Raw genomic sequence first — 17,138 nt, forward strand, 5'->3', positions numbered from 1 at the left:
CGGAATCTGTGTAGTGTCGATCAAGGGGACTGATGCAGCACGTCAGCCTCGATTCGTGATTTGGCGCAATACAGCGAGGAGAATGTCGATGCCCGGCTCGCACCTGAACCGACGGTCCCTGCTGTTGGGTACTGCGGGCACCTTGGGACTGGCATCCGTCCTGCCCGCCGCCACCTGGGCGAACGGGCTTCCGCCGCAACAGGAATACCCGCCGAACTGGCCGGGCATGAAGCCCTATGGCACCGCGGACACCCGAAAGGACCTGTGGCCGCGGGATGACAACTCCCGCGTTCTCGAACTCGAACTCCGCCCCCGGGACGAGGAGCTCGGCAGGATCTGGATCCGGGACACCTACGTCAACTGCTTCGTCGTCGACGGGAAGCCGCTCTATGTCGCCACGGGCACCACCCGCGCTCCCGGTCTCAAGGGCGCGGCGCCCTGGAACGACGGCATCTTCGTCTGGGTCGCCGCTTCCCTGGATGGGCCGTGGAAATTGGTGGACACGACCGGCGTCCGGCCCGATGCGGAGAAGGGCAAGGTGTGGTCACCGGAATTCGCCGGTGAGAACAAACCAGGACGCACCGTCGTCGCACCGTGGCAGGAGTACTGGCACGACGAGGAGTACGGCAAGCGCGGCAACGTGTGGGCGCCGGAGGTGCACTACTTCCGCGACACCTGGTACATCGTCGCGTGCATGGGCGATCACTCCAGCAAGGTCGGCTCGTTCATGCTCAAGAGCGAGGGCGGAGTCGAGGGCCCGTACCGGATCGTCGAGGGCAACTTTGAAAAGCCGTTCGGCGAATTGGCGCCAGGCGGACCGGAATGGATCGACCCGGAGGTCTACTACCACATCGACGGTGGCCTCTACACCGAAGGCGACAAGGCGTGGCTCGTGCTGCACAACCACCTGTACGCGGAATTTCGGGACGACATGGAGGACATCGTTCAGAGAACGAACCTCCCGAAGTTCGAGCAGGCGCCCTACTCGCCAGAGCCGTATCTCGAAGGTGCGCACGTCCTCAAGTACGAAGGCAAGTACTACCTGATGCACGCTGCCTGGAATCGGACGTCCGAGAATCCCGACGGCAGCACGCGATACGCCTACAACGTGCCCGAGACCGAGAGCGAGCGGTACCAGTACGACGCGATCATCGCGGTCGCGGACAAGTTCGAAGGGCCGTATTCGAAGCGCTGGACGGCCGGCGTCGGCGCTGGGCACAACAATCTCTTCGTGGACGCCGACGGTCAGCTGTGGGCGACGTTCTTCCGGAACCCGGTCGCCGGCTACTGGGCCGACCCATCGCGGAAGGCGGACGCCGCCGTGGCCGGTGTGGTGCGGATGGAGTGGACCGGCCCGGACGGCAAGCGGATCTACGTCCGACGCGAAGGGGGATGACCTTCGAAGCTCTGATCGAGACGATCACTTGGAGGCTTTCCGGGAAGCGCGGATGATCCGGGTGACGATCTCGTCGGCGATGGTCGTCAGGTCGGCGTCGACCACGAGGTGCACCGGGCCGTCCGGATCCGGGTGGAAGGTGGTTCGCCCGTCGTCCGCGACGGTGATGGTGCCCGGCTCGGTCGTGTAGAGGTCGGGGCGCAGCGCGGAGAGAACGGTGATCGGATCGTGGGGGACGCTCCAGCCCTCGCCCGTGAAGCCGGTCCATGCGTCGATCTCGCGTGCGATCGCGGCACCGAAGGGGCCGGCTGCGCGGATGGCGTCGATGCCGTCGCGTTCGATGCGCACCCGCGTGGTGATCTCGAGACCGGTGACGACCGTGCGGATGCCGGAGGCGAAGACCGTACGGGCGGCGGTGACGTCGCTGACGATGTTGTGCTCGGTCTTGCCCGTGTCGCGGAAATCGCCGCCCATGACGTACAGCGTGCGCACGGCGCCAGCGAATTCACCTTCGCGCGCAAGGGATTCTGCGATGTTGGTGAGCGGCCCGATCGCGACCACGCTGATGTTCCCGGAGTGCTCGACTGCGGTGTCGGTGAGGAACCGGGTCGCATCGACGGTGTCGTGCACGGGCTCGGCGTCGAGGTCGTCGAAGGCATCGCCCTCGTGCCCGGCCCACCACACTTCCTTACCGGACAGCGGCTCGGCGGAACCGGGAACGACGACCAGTTCCCGATCTGCCAGCCGGGCCAAGCGGTGCGCGAGCCGGGCGCGCAGCAGGGTGTCGCCGTAGACCGTCGTCGCACCGAGCAGGTGCGCTTCGGGCGAGCCGAGGAGGACGCCGAGGGCGAGGGCGTCGTCCACATCGCTGCCGATGTCGGTGTCGAGCAGGATCGCCTGCGGTCGGGGTTCGTTCATGCCGTACCTTCCATGGCTCGGTTCGTGGCGGTGCCGGTTACTTGATGCCGCTGCCGACGATGGACCGGGTGAAGTGGCGCTGCAGTCTCAGCAGGACCAGCAGCGGGATCGCGGTGAGCACGACCGCGCCGGCGAACACCTGCCCGTAGTCGACGACCATCTGCCCTTGGAGGGTTCCCAGGGCGATCGGGCCGAGCTGCTTGGCCGGCTCGGTGCCGATGAGCAGCGGCCACATGTACGACTGCCACTGGAAGGTGAACAGGGTGAGGCCCGCGCCGATCAGGGCGGGTTTCGACAGCGGCAGGTAGATCCGCTGGAAAATGCCCCACCAGCCGAGGCCGTCGATGCGAGCGGCTTCGACGAGTTCCCGCGGCACGGCGAGGAAGAACTGGCGCAGCAGGAAGATCGCCAGACCGTTGCCGATGCCGGGGAGGATCAGGCCGGCGTAGGTGTTCTGCAGGTCCCAGGTGCGGAAGACCGACGAGAGCGGGATGGCGATCGCGTCGAACGGGATCATGAAGCTCAGCAGGATCACGCCGAACACCAGACCCCGCCCGCGGAAGTCGAAGACGGCGAGGGCGAAGGCGGCGGTGGCCGACAGCAGCAGCCCGAGACCGACCGTCGCGGCGGCCACGCCCGCGGAGTTGAGCACGGCCCGCCCGAAATCGCCCTGGAACAGGGCGACGTAGTTGTCGAAGGTGGCATCGACGGGGATGACGCTGCGCCAGGACAGCCCGTCGAGGTCCGCGAGCACCTCGTCACCGGGGCGCAGCGAACCGGCGAGCACCCACAGCAGCGGCAGCGTGAACAGCAGGCCGATGACGACGGCGCTGATCAGGGGCATGTGCCGGCTCGAGGAGATCCGGCGTCGGCGCGGGTCGGTGGTCATCGCTGCTCCTCGCCGCGGCCCTGCATCAACCGGTACTGGACGGCCACGACGGCGAGCGTGATGGCGATGAGCACCACCACCTCGGCCTGGGCGTAGTGGATGTCCCCGACGCTGTAGGCGCGGCGGAAGACGTCGTACATCAAGAGGTTGGTCGATCCGTCTGGGCCGCCGCCGGTCAGCAGCTGAACGGGGGCGAACACCAGGAAGTTGGAGACGGTGTCGGCGACGAGGACGAACGCGAGCGGGCGGCGCAGCAGCGGCAGGGTGATGCGCGTGAAGCGCTGCCAGGAGTTGGCGCCGTCCATCGAGGCTGCGTCGTAGGTGTCCTGGGGGATGTCCTGGAGACCGGCGATCAGGAAGGTCATCCAGTAACCGACGCCGACCCACGACAACAGCACGATGAGCGCGCCGAGAGCCTGATCGGGGCTGGTGAGCAACGGTTGCGCGGGCAGCCCGAGCGTGCCGAGCAGCGCGTTCAGCGGTCCTTCGGGGCGGTAGAGGATGCCCCAGATCACTGCGGACACGGCGGGCGGGACGGCGATGGGTGCGAAGACCAGCGAGCGCCAGAACCGGACACCCGCGAACCGGCGGTTGAACAGGACCGCGAGGCCGAGCGCGAGCAGCACTTGGAGCGGGTTGACGATCAGGCTGAACAGCAGCGTCACGCGGACGCTCTGCCAGAACTGCGGATCGCTCCACAGATCGCCGTAGTTGGCGAGTCCGACGAAGCGGGTGACGCCGTCGATCAGGCTGTGGTGCTGCAGGCTGCTGCCGAACGCCATCAGCGCGGGCAGCACGCGGAGCAGGAACAGCGCGAGCAGCGCAGGCGCGAGGAAGTACAGGGCGAGCCGCGCCTTCGAAGGGCTGTGCTTCCGGGGCGTCATCGCAATCGCTCCCAGGTGCGGACCAGTTCGTCCGATGCTGCGGCCAGCCGCTCGGGAGCAGGAGAACCGTTGCGAATGTCGGAGAAAGCCGTTCCCATCACGGTTTCGAACTGGGTGTAGCCGATGCTTCGCGGTCGGCTGACGGCTGTCGTCAAGAGTTCGTGGCGCATGATCGCGGCCACTCCTTCGGTGCTCCGAGTGGCGTTGCGCTCGAGGTCGTTCTGATACCGGGCGAACGCTTCCTGGTTGGACGGGATCAACGGCGATACCTTGACGGAGGCCAGGTTGCCCTCGGCTGTGAGCGATGCGTACTCCATGAAGCGCAGCCTTTCGCGCGCCCGGTCGCTGTACGGATTGATGCCCCAGGACCACGATCCGGTGGGAGTCACCGCCCGTCCTCCGGCGAACTGCGGCTGGGGTGCGGTTCCCCAGTCGAACTGCAGGGATTCGAACGCGCTGAGGTTCCACGGACCGCCGACGAAGAACGGCGCGCGGCCGGCGGTGAACAGCGAGGACATCTGGTACGACGAGACGCCGCGCGGGGAGAGGCCGTCGGAGAAGAGCCGGCCGTACCAGGTCAGGGCGGCCAGCCAACCGGGGGTGGTGACGGCCGGGGTGAGCATTTCCTCGCCGGTGATGCCGGATCCGCCGTTCAGCGACTCGATCAGCGGTTGGAGACCGTAGTAGGCATCCGTCTGCTCGATCAGCAGCGCGTAGTCGGCGCCGGAGCGCTCCACGGCGAGCCGTCCGGTTTCGAGGATCTGCTCCCAGGACCAGCGTTCGGACGGGTCTCTGCCCGGAACCGCGACACCGGCGTTCTTCAGCAGATCGGCGTTGTAGAAGAGGTATTGGGTCGACGTCCAAACCGGCAGGCAGCGCAACCGATCCGCCCAGGAACTCACCTCGTACTGCTCCTCGGTCACGGTTGCGCGAGCACGGGGAGCGATCTCGCTGAGGTCGGTGAGGAACCCGCGGGCGGTGAGCGCGGGGACGCGCGGTTGGTCGACGCAGTAGACGTCGATTGCGCTGTCCTTCGCGGAGAGGCGGAGCTGCAGCACGTCGTTGAGCTGGTCAGGCGGGACCGGGGTGTACTCCACCCGCAGGTCCGGATTGGCTCGCTGGAAGCCGTTGATGACGGGCTGGAAGGTTTCCGCCTCCTCGGGGCCGAGGAAGCGGATCGCGGTCCGGCCGTCGGTGGAGCTGCCGCGAGAGCAGCTGGAGAGCGCGATGCCGGACGCAGCGGCGACCGTGGCCTCGATCAGCTGACGACGGCTGAGGCGGCCGGTCATGGGATCTGCTCCGGATCTGCGGCCATGACATCTCCAAATCGTTTTGCGCAAAAATTCGCCGATGGAGTTGAAAGAAGCTGGGTGAGTGCGAGGAAGAGTACAAAACCTTTTGCGTTTTGGGTAGGGTGCTGGGGAGATCGATGAACGAGGAGGCTCGGGTGCGCGGCGGAGGACGGGCGAAGATCACGGACGTGGCCGCCGAGGCCGGCGTCAGCCTCACGACCGTGTCGCACGTCATCAGCGGCCGGCGACCGGTGTCGGCAGCGACCCGCGCGCGGGTCGAGGATGTGATCCGGCGCCTCGGCTACCAGGCCAATCCCTCAGCGCGGGGCCTGCGGACGCAGCGGACGAACACCTTGGGGCTGGTCGTTCCGGACCTCGCGAACCCCTTCAACGCGGAGCTCGCCGTCGGCATGCAGGAAGTGACGCTGGGGCGGGAGTACCTCACCGTCGTCTGCGAGGCGCCGCTGGGCGGCCCGCACCTCCCGGCAGTCCTGCGGCAGCTGACCAACCGCCACCTGGACGGCATCGTCCTCGGTCGCTACGGCGCCACCGCTGAGGACCTGGACCTGATCATCGGCTCCGGCGCCCAGTTGGTCCGGCTCGGTGGCCCACTTGGTGCAGGCCCCGGCGACGTGGTGCGGGCTGCCGAGACCGAAGGGATGCGCGATCTCGTGCGGCACCTCGTCCAACGCGGCTACCGCCGGATCGGATTCATCGGCGGCGAACCGGACGTCCAGCCGGGCGGGGAGCGCTTCGAGGGATATCGGCAGGCGCTGGCCGAAGCGAGGATGAGCGTTCCCGACGACCTCGTGTGCTGGACGAACTTCACCCGCGAGGGAGGCCAGACCGGTGCGGCCCGGCTGCTGGACGCTGCGACCCCGCCGGACGTCATCGCCTGCGCCAACGACCTCATCGCGATCGGCGCTCTGGACGTCGCCCGGGACCGAGGCTTGGAAGTGCCCGCGCAGCTGGCGATCGCCGGCTACGACGACATCGAGGCGGCGTCGATGGTCTCACCGGCGTTGACGACCGTGCTCAACCCAGCCCGCGAGATCGGCCGCACCGCAGCCCGGATGTTGCTGGACCGCTTGGACGAAGAGGAGACCGGCCCGGCCCGCGAGGTGGTGCTCGCACACCAGCTGATCTCCCGGGAATCCGCCTGAATCCCTTGTGCGCGGGCGTGGCCTCAGCTCAGAAGGTCACTGCTCTTTCGGCAGCGCACGCATTCCGTCGATGAGCATGCCCAAGCCCTGTTCGAAGGCTTCGGGACCTTCCGGCGGTCCGCCTTCCTGGATGGCCGCTTCCAGGAAGGGCAACCGTTCTCGCGGGGCGGTTTGTTCCTGGGAACGCCCCTGCTCGCGGCTTTCGGTGCGCGCGGCTTGTTCTTCCAGGACGAAGCCCGTGATGTAGTGCCCGATGGCGATGACCGCGCGCATCGCCTGGACCGGGCTGAACCCGTACTCCGAGAGAACGCGCAGGTCGTCGTTGAACCTCCGCGCTACGTCGGGGCCGGGGCTGCTGCCGGAAACCAAACGGGCGCCGTCGCGGCGGGAGAGCAGGAGGGCGCGGCGTTCGTGGGCCAGCCGGGCGATCCACTCCGGCCAGGGTTCGCCTTCGCGCGGCTGCGTCCCGCCCTCCGCGGTCTGGAGTTGCTGGGACATCAGGTCCAGCAACTCCTGCTTGTCGCGGAAGTGCCAGTACAGCGCGGGTGACTTGACGCCGAGTTCGGTCGCCAGCCGCCGCACCGTCAAGCCGTCCAGGCCGACCTCGTCGAGCAGATCCAGGGCCGTTGCGACCACGGAATTGCGGTCGAGCCCGTTGCGCTTGGCGTCCTCCACGGTTGACACCTTAACAGTGCTAAAGCTAGCTTAGCGCTGTTAAGGATTTAACAATGCTAAGGAGACGAACATGATCGCGCGCAAGGGCCGGGCCACCCACGCTCTGCTCGCCTGTGGGATGGCTCCGCTGCTGTTCATCGTCGTCATCCTGATCCAGGGCGAGCTGCGCTCCGGCTACGATCCGCTGCACCACTGGGGGAGTGAGCTCAGCCTGGGCGACCAGGGCTGGATCCAGATCGTCAACTTCATCGCGACCGGAGCGCTGACGATCGCCTTCGCCGTGGGCTTGCGATGTGTGCTCCCCGGTGGTCGCGCGATCCCGTTGCTCACCGGGGCTTTCGGCCTGGGGCTGATCATCCAGGGGATCTTCACCGCCGACCCGTACGTGGGTTATCCGGTCGGGAGTCGGGGGACTACCGACTACTCCCTGTCCGGTTGGGTGCACAACCTGAACATGTTCCCGACCTTCGGTGCGCTGACGGCCGCCGTCCTCGCTGTCGCGTACCGCTCAGCGCGGAACCGCGAACTGGCCTGGGCGGCCCTCAGCGTCATCGTCGCGATCCTGATCCCCGCAGCCATCGTGGTCGCTGCCAACAGCTTCGACATGGACACCCAGGTGGGGCGCTACCACGGCCTGTGGCAACGAATCGGCTTGGGAATCACCGGAATCTGGTACGCGCTTTACACTGTCCGCCTGCTCCGCCGAACTCCGAGCGTCTCGCCCCAAGACGTCGGCCAGGAGGCCAGGGGTTTGACGGTGCGGTGATCCTCTGCTAATGCGCGACGGCCTCAGCTGCAGCACTTGCCTCGCGTCTCGCTGGGCTCGGCCAGGAGGTTCGGGGATTCTCCCGCGGTCTCGGAGTCGGCCTTGACCACGTAGACCTCCCAGGGTTCGCGGCCGGGGCCGTGCACCCAGACCTTGTCCTGGCGGGCGTAGCAGCAGGTGGTGTCGTTCTCGACATGGGTGAACAGGCCCAGGGAGGCCAGTCGCTCGGTGGCGTCCTGGACGGTTCCAGTGTCATCCACCTCGACGCCGAGGTGGTCCATCACCGTGGTCTGGCCAGGCTCGCCTTCCAGTAGGACGAGCTTGAGCGGTGGGTCGGCGATGGCGAAGTTGGCGTAGCCGGGGCGGCGCTTGGCCGGTTCCGCGCCGAAGAGTTTCGAGTAGAAGGAGATCGAGCCTTCCAGGTCGCCGACCCGGAGGGCGAGTTGGATACGCGACATCACAACTCCTATCTAGATGGATATCGAATCAACGGGGACAGTTTGCTCCCTGATTCGAGGTGTGTCAAATTAGAGGGGTGTCGAAACAAGGATCGGAGCTGTGCTGCTCACCGTTGATGGGGGAGCCGCTGACAGCTGAGCAGTCGGTTGAGCTGGCGCGCGTGTTCAAGGCGATCGGCGAGCCGGTGCGCTTGCGGTTGCTGTCGTTGATCGCCTCGCACGCGGGCGGCGAGGCGTGCGTGTGCGACCTGACCGGGGCTTTCGAGCTGTCCGGACCGACGATCTCGCACCACCTCAAGGTGCTGCGCGAGGCTGGCGTGATCGAGGGCGAACGCCGCGGCACGTGGATCTACTACCGGGTGCGCCCCGAGGTCTTGGGTTCGCTGTCCAGCGTGCTCGCTCCGGCCGATGGGGTGACTGCATGAGTCGGGACGCGACAATGGCACGTCTGTCCACGTTGGACCGATTGCTGCCGGTGTGGATCGGTGCCGCGATGCTGGTCGGACTCCTCGCCGGGCGCTGGATCCCCGGCCTCGGTCCGGCGCTCGACGCGGTGCAGGTCGACGGGATCTCGCTGCCGATCGCACTGGGCCTGCTGGTGATGATGTATCCGGTGCTGGCCAAGGTCCGCTACGACCGGCTGGACACCGTCACCGGCGACCGGCGGCTCCTGATCTCCTCGCTGGTGCTCAACTGGATCCTCGGCCCGGCGGTGATGTTCGCGCTGGCGTGGGTGTTCCTTCCCGACCTGCCCGAGTACCGCACCGGTCTGATCATTGTGGGCCTGGCCCGCTGCATCGCCATGGTGATCATCTGGAACGACCTGGCCTGCGGTGATCGCGAGGCCGCCGCGGTGCTGGTGGCGCTGAACTCGGTGTTCCAGGTCGTCGCGTTCGCCGCTCTCGGCTGGTTCTACCTCTCGGTGCTGCCCGGCTGGCTCGGCCTGCCCCAGGTCGGTCTGGACTTCTCGGCGTGGCAGATCGCCAAGTCCGTGCTCATCTTCCTCGGCATCCCGCTGGTCGCCGGATACCTGACGCGCAAGCTCGGCGAACGAGCCAAGGGCCGGGACTGGTACGAAACCCGGTTCCTGCCCAAGATCGGCCCGGTCGCCCTCTACGGCCTGCTGTTCACCATCGTGATCCTCTTCGCCCTGCAAGGCGACCAGATCACCAGCCGGCCCGTGGACGTCGCTCGCATCGCTGTGCCGCTGCTGGCCTACTTCGCGATCATGTGGGCCGGTTCTTTCGCGTTGGGCAAGGCCATCGGGCTGAACTACGAGCGGTCGGCGACGCTGTCGTTCACGGCCGCGGGCAACAACTTCGAGCTCGCGATCGCGGTGGCCATCGGCACGTTCGGCGTCACCAGCGGACAAGCCCTGGCCGGCGTCGTCGGCCCGCTCATCGAGGTGCCGGTGCTGGTCGGCCTGGTCTACGTCTCCCTGGCCGCCCGCCGCTGGTTCACCGAACCCGCCCGCACCACCGTCTGAACCTGGAGCGATCGTGCCCCGCACCCCTGAAGTCTTGTTCGTCTGCGTCCACAACGCGGGCCGGTCGCAGATGGCCGCGGCTCTGCTGCAGCACCACGCCGGAGGCCGGGTGACCGTGTGCTCGGCCGGATCCGCTCCAGCCGAGACCGTCAACCCCGCTGTTGTGACCGCCATGAGTGAACTGGGCATCGACCTGTCGCGCGAGGTTCCCAAGAAACTCACCACCGACGCCGTCGAAGCGGCTGACGTGGTGATCACCATGGGTTGCGGCGACGCCTGCCCGGTCTTCCCGGGCAAGCGCTACCTGGACTGGCAGCTGTCCGACCCAGCGGGGAAGGGCGTCGCGGACGTCCGCGAGATCCGCGACGAGATCGAGCGCCGGGTCCAGGCCCTGCTGGCCGAATTGGTTCCCACTAGTTGACGGCGGAAGACGGCAGCTCACCTGTCTGCGGGGATCGTGGGCAGGGTGAGCTGGGACGAGTGTTCCGGTGAGGTGTGGATGGTCAGCGGGGACAGGGCCGCCGGGAGGTCGCGCAGCGTGGGGAGCAGGTGCGGGACGTCGTAGGCCTGCACCGCGATCCGCAGCTTGTGGCCGGGCGGGATGACCGCGCCGGTGGGGAAGACCTCCACGTCGACCGGCGCGATTTCGCCTGGCTGCAACAGGTTCTGGGCTTCCTTGGTGAACGGGTGGTACGGCTGGATCAGCTGTCCGTCGAGGTAGCGCGAGCGGGACTCGTCCAGCGCCCGGTGGGACAGGACCTGCCAGCCGCCGGTCAGCCGGTTGACCTCACCTGTCGGCGACACCGACGACACCGAGACCGACAGCATGCCGTTCCCGGTCGGCGTCGACATGTTCAGCCGCGCGTTGATCGGACCGCGCATCCGCAGTGGCTCAACCACCGGATCGGTCTCGAAAACCGCGCCGGACAGGTCGTTCCACCGGTTGTCCTCGCACAGCTTGCCGAGCCCGGCGGTGTTGGGCAGGCCTGCGGTCCACTGGTTGGCCGAACGGGTGCACAGCCCGGAGACGGGGACCGGTGCGACGGTGGTCTGCCCCGATTCGGCGTTGTCGGTGACCAGTTTCCCCGGTGAACCGGGGAGCGAGGTGCCGGAGAGCTGGAACGTGGTGGCGCGCTGCTCGTCGATCCAGTCCTGCGCCTGGTACCACTGGCCGGAGCCGATCTCGTGCCAGGTCAGCGGTGGGATGTCGGCGTCCAGCGCCGGATCGGCCAGGCCTCGCACGTAGTGGTCGAACCAGCGCAGCTGGAGCTCCTGCAACGTGCCGTACCCGGCGTCCTCGACTCCGGCGCCGCTGCTGCCCTGCAGGTGATCCCACGGGCCGAAGAGCATCTTGGTCGGAACGCCGCGTTCCCGGAGCCGGTCGAACACAATCGGCGTCCCGCGCTGGAACAGGTCGTACTCGCCGCCGACGAGGAAGGTGGGCACGTCGATGCGGTCGACCACGTTGATCGGCGAGCGCTCGGCGTAGAACGGCCCGTCGAAGGCCGAATCCAACCCGAGCGTCGCGGAAAGCAGCATCGGCGCGGTGAACCCGGTGGCTCCCTGGATCCGCGACAGGTACATCTGCAACGCGTTGTCGGGTTCGCCGGCGCCGTACGCCGGCGGGATGAGCCCGGTGCTGGTGACCAGCCCCAACCACAGCGGGATGAACCCGACGTCGATCGCACCACCGGAAGCGACCACATCGCGGTAGGTGTCGGCGGCCGGGACCTGCGGGAAGATGGCCTTGAGCCCAGCTGGCCGGTTGGCGGCGGCGAACAGCTGGCTGATCCCCATGTACGAAGGACCGTGCATGCCAACGGAACCGTTGCTCCACGACCGTTCGGCGGAGGCGGCCCACTCGACGATCTCACCGGCGTCGGTGTTCTCCCGCTCGCTGAACGCCGACCAAGCACCACCTGAGCTGCCGGTACCGCGCGCATCGACGGTGACCTGCACGTACCCGCGCTTGACGAAGTAGCCCGGATCGCCCATCGCAGCGGCCCCGGGCCCGTTCAGCACGGTCTTGTTGTACGCGGTGATGGTCAACAGCACGGGAAACCGCCCGTCGAGCGGATTCCCATCAGCATCAGCAGGCCGCTGCACATCACCGCGCAGAACGGTGCCGTCGGACATCGGAATCGCAACGTCGGTTTCGGTGGCGGTCGAGGGGTACTCCTCCCCACGAGCCGACCAACCAGCCTGCGCGGAACCGGTATTCGCAGTGGTCAACCCAGCGAAAACCGTAACCAGAGCAAGAAGCAGGGCCAGCGAACAGCGCCGCATGATGACCTCCCAGCACGTCAGGGAGATCAACGACGAACCCCGCCCAGGGTTACGCGAACCGCCCGAGACCAACGATCACGGACGGCTCGCGCAACTCGTCAGCGGTCGAACCGCCCGTCCTTGACGGCCTGCACGAAGCTGGTTGCGTCAACCCGTAACGTCGGGCCGGACGGGTTCTTGGAGTCGCGAATCTCGTCGAGGTCGGTCGTCATCTCAACGCAAGTTGATGTGCTCTGGCTGCGGGACGATTTGATCCATGTCTTCGAGGTGGTCATGTCTTTCGCTCCATCCTGCCAACCAAGTCCGCGATGAGCTTCACTGAGTCTTCCGGGCTCAGCGTGGCCGTTCGTACCATCTCGATCGCCTGCCTGTACATGCGAATGTCTGCTTCTTCATGGAGGAAGAGCCCCGACTTGCGGTTCTCGAGATGCACGGCCACGCCAGACGGTCCTTCGATCAGCATGAACGGCCCGTCCAGCGCGGGGTTCCAGCCAGAATCGGACCGGATGATCCGCAGTTCGATGTTCGGGCACCGCCCGATTTCCAGGAGGTGCTTGAGCTGCTCGGTGAGGACGTCGGGGGATCCGACGACCTGTGTCAGTGCTGATTTGCCGATCATGCCGATGAACTGCGTGGGGTTGTGGCCGGTGAGTACCTCTCGGCGCCCGATCCGGATCGAAACGCGGGTAGCGAGCTCTCCAGCAGGTAGCCCGGTACCCATGATGCCCCGGATGTAGTCGGTCGTCTGCAGCAAACCGGGGACGAGCAACGGCGATACCTCGGTGATTTTGGTGGCGCCCTGCTCCAGATCGAGCAGGGCGGCGAGCTGTTGCCGGTTCTCGGGGAGCGTTGTCGCCACCCAGCTCGAATCGCTCGCACCGTACGCGAGGTCTATGACTTCCTCGAAGCGCTGCCCGTTGACGCCCAGCGCGGTCAAGATCTGAGCGACCTGTTCCGGCTTGGGTATCCGGTCGCCCGTTTCCCATCTCGACAAGACACCAGGATCTCGTCCAAGCTGAGTGGCAAAGCCCCGGACGGTCAGTCCGTGCTCCTGGCGTGCCTCGCGAAGCGCATTTCCCAGTGCTCGTCCCCTTGGGGTTCTGGCCACGATCTACTCCGTTCCAAACGCTGGTCACCTGTTGCGCACATGGTCACGGCGTTGTCGATGATGGCACGTTGCAACAAGATTCAGTAATTACCACAACGGGTGGTAAGGGCAGGGATTGGCGGGGTAGGGGGCTATTAACATGAAACCGGAGCTAGATTCATCTCTTTCGGAGACCGACCAGATCCAACACTTCCAATACCGCAAGGGAGTCGTCCCGGAATGGTGCAGGTTTGCTCATATTCGTTGCAGCACAACGGATTCCTCGGTCAGGTCCTGGTGTCGGCGGCTGTTCCAAACCGACGAGGTGGAATTGTGTTCACGTCCAGGGGAGCGGTGCACAGGCCTGTCGCCGGGAGTGCTGGAGTGCACGGACTGCGTTGTGGCTGCGGCATTTCCAGTCCTCGGCGACCGGCCGAACCTGAACGAGATGATCCCCGCGCGGATCGACACACCGCCGGAGATGGCGTCCGCAATGTTGGTGCTGCATCAGGACTTGGCGGACGAGGAGAGTCGAATCCGCGCGGGTGAGATCGATACTGGCAGTCTGGGGCGTCTGGCCGCCGAAACCGAGCGCTTCGCTACCGCGCTGCGCCGCTTCGGCTGGTTGGCAGCGAGGAGGTGATCGCCACCTGGCCGTGAGGCCTCAACGTGCGGCAGTGACCAGCCGCCATCCGGGAATGGATGCACCTGGGTATCGCCCTGCTCGAACGAGACATTGTCGATGCCCTCCTGCGCTGCCGTGCGCCGTGCTCGGTGCAGCATCGGAGCCGACAGGTCCAAGCCGACGGCTTGCGCCGCCCGGGCGGCGGCCAACCGGGTCGTTTGCCCGTTGCCGCGAGTGCGATGTGCAAATTGTCGTCCCGAGCTGTTCGGCGGCGAGGATGGTGGGGCCTCGCCGATCGGCACACGTCAGAGCGGAAAGACTCAGTCCTGCCAGTGGAAGAGGAGGTCGTGCACTTGGAGCGGTTCGCGGGAGCCGAAGAAGTAGACGCAGAGCCCGGTGACGGTCGTCGAGCGGAGGGTTTCGTCGATCCAGCGGAATCCGGCCGCCTCAAGCGCACTCCGCGCTGCGGGGTTCTCCGCGTAGCTCGTGACGAATCGGCCGAGAGTGCTGACGCAGACCGTGCCGCCCTCGTGCTTGATCTCGTTGTACGTGTTTTCTCCTTCGGAGGCGCCGCCCGAGGTTGGGAACCCCGGTGAGAGGTTCGCCGCAGCGAGTACCGCTCTCGCGAATGTGACCTGGTCGTGCTCGTCAGGTGCCGGAACCGGTAAGGCGCAGATCGCTTCGACCCGCCAGCGAGGATCGGTCCGCGGTTGGCAGGAGGGCACGTACTCACGCCGGATCGCAGCGCGGATCTCCGCATCGAGACCGTCGACCTCGACGCGAGGCCGCCCGAGCGAGTTGTAGATCGCCAGGATCTCAAGGAGGTCCCTATTGAGGCGGTACAGCGCGCACGCAGCCCACAGCTTCGCGTCGACCGTCGGTGCTTCTTCGAGATACGCGCGCAACCTTTCCGCATCGTCGACGAGGGTGTGGGCAAGATGTGCTACGCCGATGTCGGGATCGGCGAGAGCGTCGGTCACGTCCTCTCCCGCGCGACGCCGCATGCGCACGTGGAATGCGCGGTCTTCGGGACGCTCGTCCCCAAGATCAGCGACGATCGCATCGGTTCCGTACCTGGCGACGAGTGCGTCCAGCCCGGCCTCGCCCAGCACGCGGCGGTGCGTCCACGGATCGTTCGCAAGCGTCGACAGCTCATGCGCGGCCGTACGATCGCCTGCCATGCCACGTGCTTTCAGGATGGCCTCGGGCATCCCGTACGAGTTGTCGTTCTTCCGGTCCTCGTGCCGCAGCCACGGCAGGAGTTCTTCCCGGTACCAGAAGACGTCGAGCAGCGCGATGCGCACCTCGGCGGTGTCGCTGCAGTCGCGGATGCGGTCCAGCAGCTCGGGCACGTGTGCTTCCGGAACACGCCCGGCGAGCGCGGTTGCGCACAGCTTGCGACGCCACCACGGATGTGCGACTTCGGCCGCGTAGCGAGCGAGTTCGTCGGCGTCGACCTCCAGCAGGGCAGCGGTGTCGCCCTGCCGCACATCCGGGGCCAGCGCTTCGATGGTGTCCACCCGGCAGATGCTAGAGCGGTGGGTGGGGCGGTTTCTCGATTTTCGCTTGACTTGCGGCTGTGGGCGACAAGACAGTTGCCCGCTGGCTTGATCGCGGGGGTGGGTGGGCCGAAGGTGGTCACCCCGAAGGCAGTCACCTCGCAGTTCCACCGGATGCACGGCACGGACCAGCTGGCGGGCGCCAGCGGCTTCCTGTTCTTCGACTGCGTCGGCCACCCGGAGGACAAACCGATCTCGGTGTTCAGCCTCAAGGCGGACCAGCGCCCCACGTCGGAGATCCGGCCCGAGGTGGTCTCCGCATCGGGACGGATCCGCACCGCCCCGACCGGCTCCGAGTCCTACGTCCCGACCGAACGCTGCCGCTGATCAGGTGAGGGGTGCAGGGCACCCTTTGACCGGCTAGTCGGTCAAAGGTGCCCTGCACCGGGTCCGTCAGCGGCGGATGAGGTGTTCCAGGACGTCGAGGGCGACTGGGATGGCGCGTTCGTCGATGTCGAACAGCGGGTTGTGGTGGGGGGCCTCGTTGCCTCCGCCGACCGTCATGTAGGTGGCGATTCCGCCGTTTCGCTGGACTTCTCGGGCGAAGAGGCTGGCGTCGTCGCTGCCGCCCATTAGCTTGAGGCCCTCGGTGGTTGTGGCATCGGCGAGGTCGGCGGCGATTGCGTTGATCGTGTCGACCAGCTCGGTGTCGCAGTCCATAGTGGCCGACCCGCCGGTTTCCACGACGTCGACCGCCACTCCGTGCATTTCGCCGGAGCCTCGCAGGGTGGTCTTGATGCGTTCGGTCAGGGAGGCGCTGACATCGGAGTCCGTTGAGCGGGCTTCGAGGGTCATCTGGGCCCAGGACGGGACGATGTTGACGTTGTCACCGCCCTGCAGGGTGCCCACGTTGATGCGGGTGTCCGCCGACGAGTAGCGCGGCAGTGCCATGACGTTCAGGAGTGCGCTTGCTGCTGTGACCAGTGCGTTCGCGCCCTGCTCGGGGGCTCCGGCGGCGTGTGCTGCGGTGCCGGTGAAGGTGGCGCGCATCTTGGTCGTGGCCAGCAGGCCCTGGATTCCGCCGCTGACCTTGCCGGCCGGGTCGTCCAAGCCGAGGTGCACGGCGACGAAGCGGTCGACGCCTTCGACCGCGTTGGCGGCGAGCATCGACGCGGCGCCGCGCCCGCCTTCTTCTGCGGGTTGGAACAGGAAGCGCACGGTGCCCGCGAAGTCGTTGTCAGCGACCAGGCGGCTCGCCAGGCCGAGGCCGATGGCGGTGTGGCCGTCGTGGGCGCAGGCGTGCATCGCGCCGTAGTCGCAGTGGAATCCGTGAGCCGCCGGGGTGTGCTCGGTGCTGTCTGACTCGGCCAGCGGCAGGGCGTCCATGTCGAAGCGCAGCGCCCAGGTCGGGCCGGGCCGGTTGCCGCGGACATCGACGATCACCGCGGTGCCGAACTCCGCGGCGTGCCCGACGTTCTCCGCGTCCGCGCCGGTGCGGATCGCACGCTCGGCGAACAGTTCGCGCTGCTCGGTGGTGGGGTAGTCCACCACGGTTTCGGCGCGCATCGCGGCTTGGCCGGTCAGCGGTTCCAGGCCCAGTTCGCGCAGGCGGGACACGACGATGCTGGACGTGCGGATTTCCAGGAACGCCGGTTCGGCGTGCTTGTGGAAGTCGCGCCGCAACGCTACGAGCTCGTCGAACTTCATCATCTCT

19 protein-coding genes and 1 pseudogene are annotated in these 17,138 nt (G+C 66.9%); 8 read left to right on the forward strand and 12 right to left on the reverse strand.

What is annotated here, in order from left to right:
* Positions 1 to 88: 88 nt before the first annotated feature.
* Entirely contained in the window at positions 89 to 1,396 is a 1,308-nt protein-coding gene (locus tag ACWCO2_RS28080) for a family 43 glycosylhydrolase (RefSeq protein WP_450130782.1), read from the forward strand.
* 24 nt (positions 1,397 to 1,420) lie between these two features.
* Here ACWCO2_RS28080 and ACWCO2_RS28085 read toward each other — a convergent pair whose 3' ends face one another.
* Genes ACWCO2_RS28085 through ACWCO2_RS28100 form a run of 4 tightly spaced genes read right to left on the reverse strand, consistent with a single transcriptional unit; the run spans position 1,421 to position 5,376 of the window.
* Positions 1,421 to 2,314, reverse strand: coding sequence for a nucleoside hydrolase (locus ACWCO2_RS28085; RefSeq protein ID WP_450130783.1), 894 nt, complete (start codon positions 2,312 to 2,314; stop codon positions 1,421 to 1,423).
* Positions 2,315 to 2,351: 37 nt separating this feature from the next.
* Complete coding sequence (locus ACWCO2_RS28090; protein ID WP_450130784.1) at positions 2,352 to 3,203, reverse strand: carbohydrate ABC transporter permease; 852 nt, start codon at positions 3,201 to 3,203, stop codon at positions 2,352 to 2,354.
* Positions 3,200 to 4,087, reverse strand: a complete 888-nt coding sequence (locus ACWCO2_RS28095) for a carbohydrate ABC transporter permease (protein ID WP_450130785.1) — start codon at positions 4,085 to 4,087, stop codon at positions 3,200 to 3,202. Before ACWCO2_RS28095 ends, ACWCO2_RS28090 begins: the two co-directional genes overlap by 4 nt.
* On the reverse strand, positions 4,084 to 5,376 hold the full coding sequence (locus ACWCO2_RS28100) for an ABC transporter substrate-binding protein (RefSeq protein WP_450130786.1): 1,293 nt from the start codon (positions 5,374 to 5,376) through the stop codon (positions 4,084 to 4,086). The genes ACWCO2_RS28095 and ACWCO2_RS28100 overlap by 4 nt, the downstream gene beginning before the upstream one ends.
* Positions 5,377 to 5,516: 140 nt before the next feature.
* Between ACWCO2_RS28100 and ACWCO2_RS28105 the strand changes: the two genes are divergently transcribed.
* Complete coding sequence (locus ACWCO2_RS28105; RefSeq protein ID WP_450130787.1) at positions 5,517 to 6,542, forward strand: LacI family DNA-binding transcriptional regulator; 1,026 nt, start codon at positions 5,517 to 5,519, stop codon at positions 6,540 to 6,542.
* 36 nt (positions 6,543 to 6,578) lie between these two features.
* Here ACWCO2_RS28105 and ACWCO2_RS28110 read toward each other — a convergent pair whose 3' ends face one another.
* Positions 6,579 to 7,226, reverse strand: a complete 648-nt coding sequence (locus tag ACWCO2_RS28110) for a TetR/AcrR family transcriptional regulator C-terminal domain-containing protein (protein ID WP_450130788.1) — start codon at positions 7,224 to 7,226, stop codon at positions 6,579 to 6,581.
* Between the two features lie 61 nt (positions 7,227 to 7,287).
* Here ACWCO2_RS28110 and ACWCO2_RS28115 point away from each other — a divergent pair, with 61 nt between their 5' ends.
* Positions 7,288 to 7,983 carry a DUF998 domain-containing protein gene (locus ACWCO2_RS28115; RefSeq protein ID WP_450130789.1) on the forward strand — a complete coding sequence of 232 codons (696 nt, stop codon included), beginning with the start codon at positions 7,288 to 7,290 and terminating at the stop codon, positions 7,981 to 7,983.
* Positions 7,984 to 8,006: 23 nt separating this feature from the next.
* Here ACWCO2_RS28115 and ACWCO2_RS28120 read toward each other — a convergent pair whose 3' ends face one another.
* On the reverse strand, positions 8,007 to 8,441 hold the full coding sequence (locus tag ACWCO2_RS28120; RefSeq protein WP_450130790.1) for an ArsI/CadI family heavy metal resistance metalloenzyme: 435 nt from the start codon (positions 8,439 to 8,441) through the stop codon (positions 8,007 to 8,009).
* A gap of 116 nt (positions 8,442 to 8,557) precedes the next feature.
* On the opposite strand from ACWCO2_RS28120, the gene ACWCO2_RS28125 reads away from it, so the two are divergent.
* From ACWCO2_RS28125 to ACWCO2_RS28135, 3 genes are read left to right on the forward strand one after another with little or no spacing between them, the layout of a single operon-like run.
* Positions 8,558 to 8,866 carry an ArsR/SmtB family transcription factor gene (locus ACWCO2_RS28125; protein ID WP_450130791.1) on the forward strand — a complete coding sequence of 103 codons (309 nt, stop codon included), beginning with the start codon at positions 8,558 to 8,560 and terminating at the stop codon, positions 8,864 to 8,866.
* The gene (gene arsB / locus ACWCO2_RS28130) at positions 8,863 to 9,927 is read left to right on the forward strand and encodes an ACR3 family arsenite efflux transporter (RefSeq protein ID WP_450130792.1); all 1,065 of its coding nucleotides are present in this window, start codon (positions 8,863 to 8,865) and stop codon (positions 9,925 to 9,927) included. Before ACWCO2_RS28125 ends, arsB begins: the two co-directional genes overlap by 4 nt.
* A 13-nt stretch (positions 9,928 to 9,940) precedes the next feature.
* Positions 9,941 to 10,348 carry an arsenate reductase ArsC gene (locus ACWCO2_RS28135; RefSeq protein ID WP_450130793.1) on the forward strand — a complete coding sequence of 136 codons (408 nt, stop codon included), beginning with the start codon at positions 9,941 to 9,943 and terminating at the stop codon, positions 10,346 to 10,348.
* Between the two features lie 17 nt (positions 10,349 to 10,365).
* On the opposite strand, the gene ACWCO2_RS28140 is transcribed toward ACWCO2_RS28135, so the two are convergent.
* From ACWCO2_RS28140 to ACWCO2_RS28150, 3 genes are all read right to left on the reverse strand, one after another.
* Positions 10,366 to 12,159, reverse strand: a complete 1,794-nt coding sequence (locus ACWCO2_RS28140; RefSeq protein WP_450130794.1) for a CocE/NonD family hydrolase — start codon at positions 12,157 to 12,159, stop codon at positions 10,366 to 10,368.
* 152 nt (positions 12,160 to 12,311) lie between these two features.
* A complete protein-coding gene (locus tag ACWCO2_RS28145) occupies positions 12,312 to 12,488 on the reverse strand; it encodes a DUF397 domain-containing protein (protein ID WP_450130795.1) in 177 nt (58 codons plus the stop codon).
* Entirely contained in the window at positions 12,485 to 13,321 is an 837-nt protein-coding gene (locus ACWCO2_RS28150) for a helix-turn-helix domain-containing protein (protein ID WP_450130796.1), read from the reverse strand. Before ACWCO2_RS28150 ends, ACWCO2_RS28145 begins: the two co-directional genes overlap by 4 nt.
* Positions 13,322 to 13,748: 427 nt before the next feature.
* Between ACWCO2_RS28150 and ACWCO2_RS28155 the strand changes: the two genes are divergently transcribed.
* On the forward strand, positions 13,749 to 13,943 hold the full coding sequence (locus tag ACWCO2_RS28155) for a hypothetical protein (RefSeq protein WP_450130816.1): 195 nt from the start codon (positions 13,749 to 13,751) through the stop codon (positions 13,941 to 13,943).
* A 53-nt stretch (positions 13,944 to 13,996) separates the two neighbouring features.
* On the opposite strand, the pseudogene ACWCO2_RS28160 reads toward ACWCO2_RS28155, so the two are convergent.
* Positions 13,997 to 14,227 (reverse strand): annotated as a pseudogene (locus tag ACWCO2_RS28160) (class I SAM-dependent methyltransferase); the annotation flags it as partial.
* A gap of 18 nt (positions 14,228 to 14,245) precedes the next feature.
* Entirely contained in the window at positions 14,246 to 15,445 is a 1,200-nt protein-coding gene (locus tag ACWCO2_RS28165) for a hypothetical protein (RefSeq protein ID WP_450130797.1), read from the reverse strand.
* Positions 15,446 to 15,544: 99 nt separating this feature from the next.
* On the opposite strand from ACWCO2_RS28165, the gene ACWCO2_RS28170 reads away from it, so the two are divergent.
* Positions 15,545 to 15,811 carry a hypothetical protein gene (locus ACWCO2_RS28170; protein WP_450130798.1) on the forward strand — a complete coding sequence of 89 codons (267 nt, stop codon included), beginning with the start codon at positions 15,545 to 15,547 and terminating at the stop codon, positions 15,809 to 15,811.
* Positions 15,812 to 15,877: 66 nt separating this feature from the next.
* On the opposite strand, the gene ACWCO2_RS28175 is transcribed toward ACWCO2_RS28170, so the two are convergent.
* Positions 15,878 to 17,131: an amidohydrolase gene (locus tag ACWCO2_RS28175; protein ID WP_450130799.1), complete on the reverse strand. Its 1,254-nt coding sequence runs from the start codon at positions 17,129 to 17,131 to the stop codon at positions 15,878 to 15,880.
* Between the last annotated feature and the right edge of the window lie 7 nt (positions 17,132 to 17,138).

This window comes from Saccharopolyspora sp. NPDC002376, assembly GCF_053593195.1.

Excerpts from the sequence above, each read along its gene's own strand:
- ACWCO2_RS28090 (WP_450130784.1), bottom strand. The coding sequence starts at position 3,203 with ATGACCACCGACCCGCGCCGACGCCGGATCTCCTCGAGCCGGCACATG.
- ACWCO2_RS28145 (WP_450130795.1), bottom strand. The coding sequence starts at position 12,488 with ATGACCACCTCGAAGACATGGATCAAATCGTCCCGCAGCCAGAGCACA.
- ACWCO2_RS28120 (WP_450130790.1), bottom strand. The coding sequence starts at position 8,441 with ATGTCGCGTATCCAACTCGCCCTCCGGGTCGGCGACCTGGAAGGCTCG.
- ACWCO2_RS28155 (WP_450130816.1), top strand. The coding sequence starts at position 13,749 with ATGATCCCCGCGCGGATCGACACACCGCCGGAGATGGCGTCCGCAATG.
- ACWCO2_RS28100 (WP_450130786.1), bottom strand. The coding sequence starts at position 5,376 with ATGACCGGCCGCCTCAGCCGTCGTCAGCTGATCGAGGCCACGGTCGCC.
- ACWCO2_RS28125 (WP_450130791.1), top strand. The coding sequence starts at position 8,558 with ATGGGGGAGCCGCTGACAGCTGAGCAGTCGGTTGAGCTGGCGCGCGTG.
- ACWCO2_RS28115 (WP_450130789.1), top strand. The coding sequence starts at position 7,288 with ATGATCGCGCGCAAGGGCCGGGCCACCCACGCTCTGCTCGCCTGTGGG.
- ACWCO2_RS28085 (WP_450130783.1), bottom strand. The coding sequence starts at position 2,314 with ATGAACGAACCCCGACCGCAGGCGATCCTGCTCGACACCGACATCGGC.
- ACWCO2_RS28175 (WP_450130799.1), bottom strand. The coding sequence starts at position 17,131 with ATGAAGTTCGACGAGCTCGTAGCGTTGCGGCGCGACTTCCACAAGCAC.
- arsB (WP_450130792.1), top strand. The coding sequence starts at position 8,863 with ATGAGTCGGGACGCGACAATGGCACGTCTGTCCACGTTGGACCGATTG.
- ACWCO2_RS28095 (WP_450130785.1), bottom strand. The coding sequence starts at position 4,087 with ATGACGCCCCGGAAGCACAGCCCTTCGAAGGCGCGGCTCGCCCTGTAC.
- ACWCO2_RS28080 (WP_450130782.1), top strand. The coding sequence starts at position 89 with ATGCCCGGCTCGCACCTGAACCGACGGTCCCTGCTGTTGGGTACTGCG.
- ACWCO2_RS28105 (WP_450130787.1), top strand. The coding sequence starts at position 5,517 with ATGAACGAGGAGGCTCGGGTGCGCGGCGGAGGACGGGCGAAGATCACG.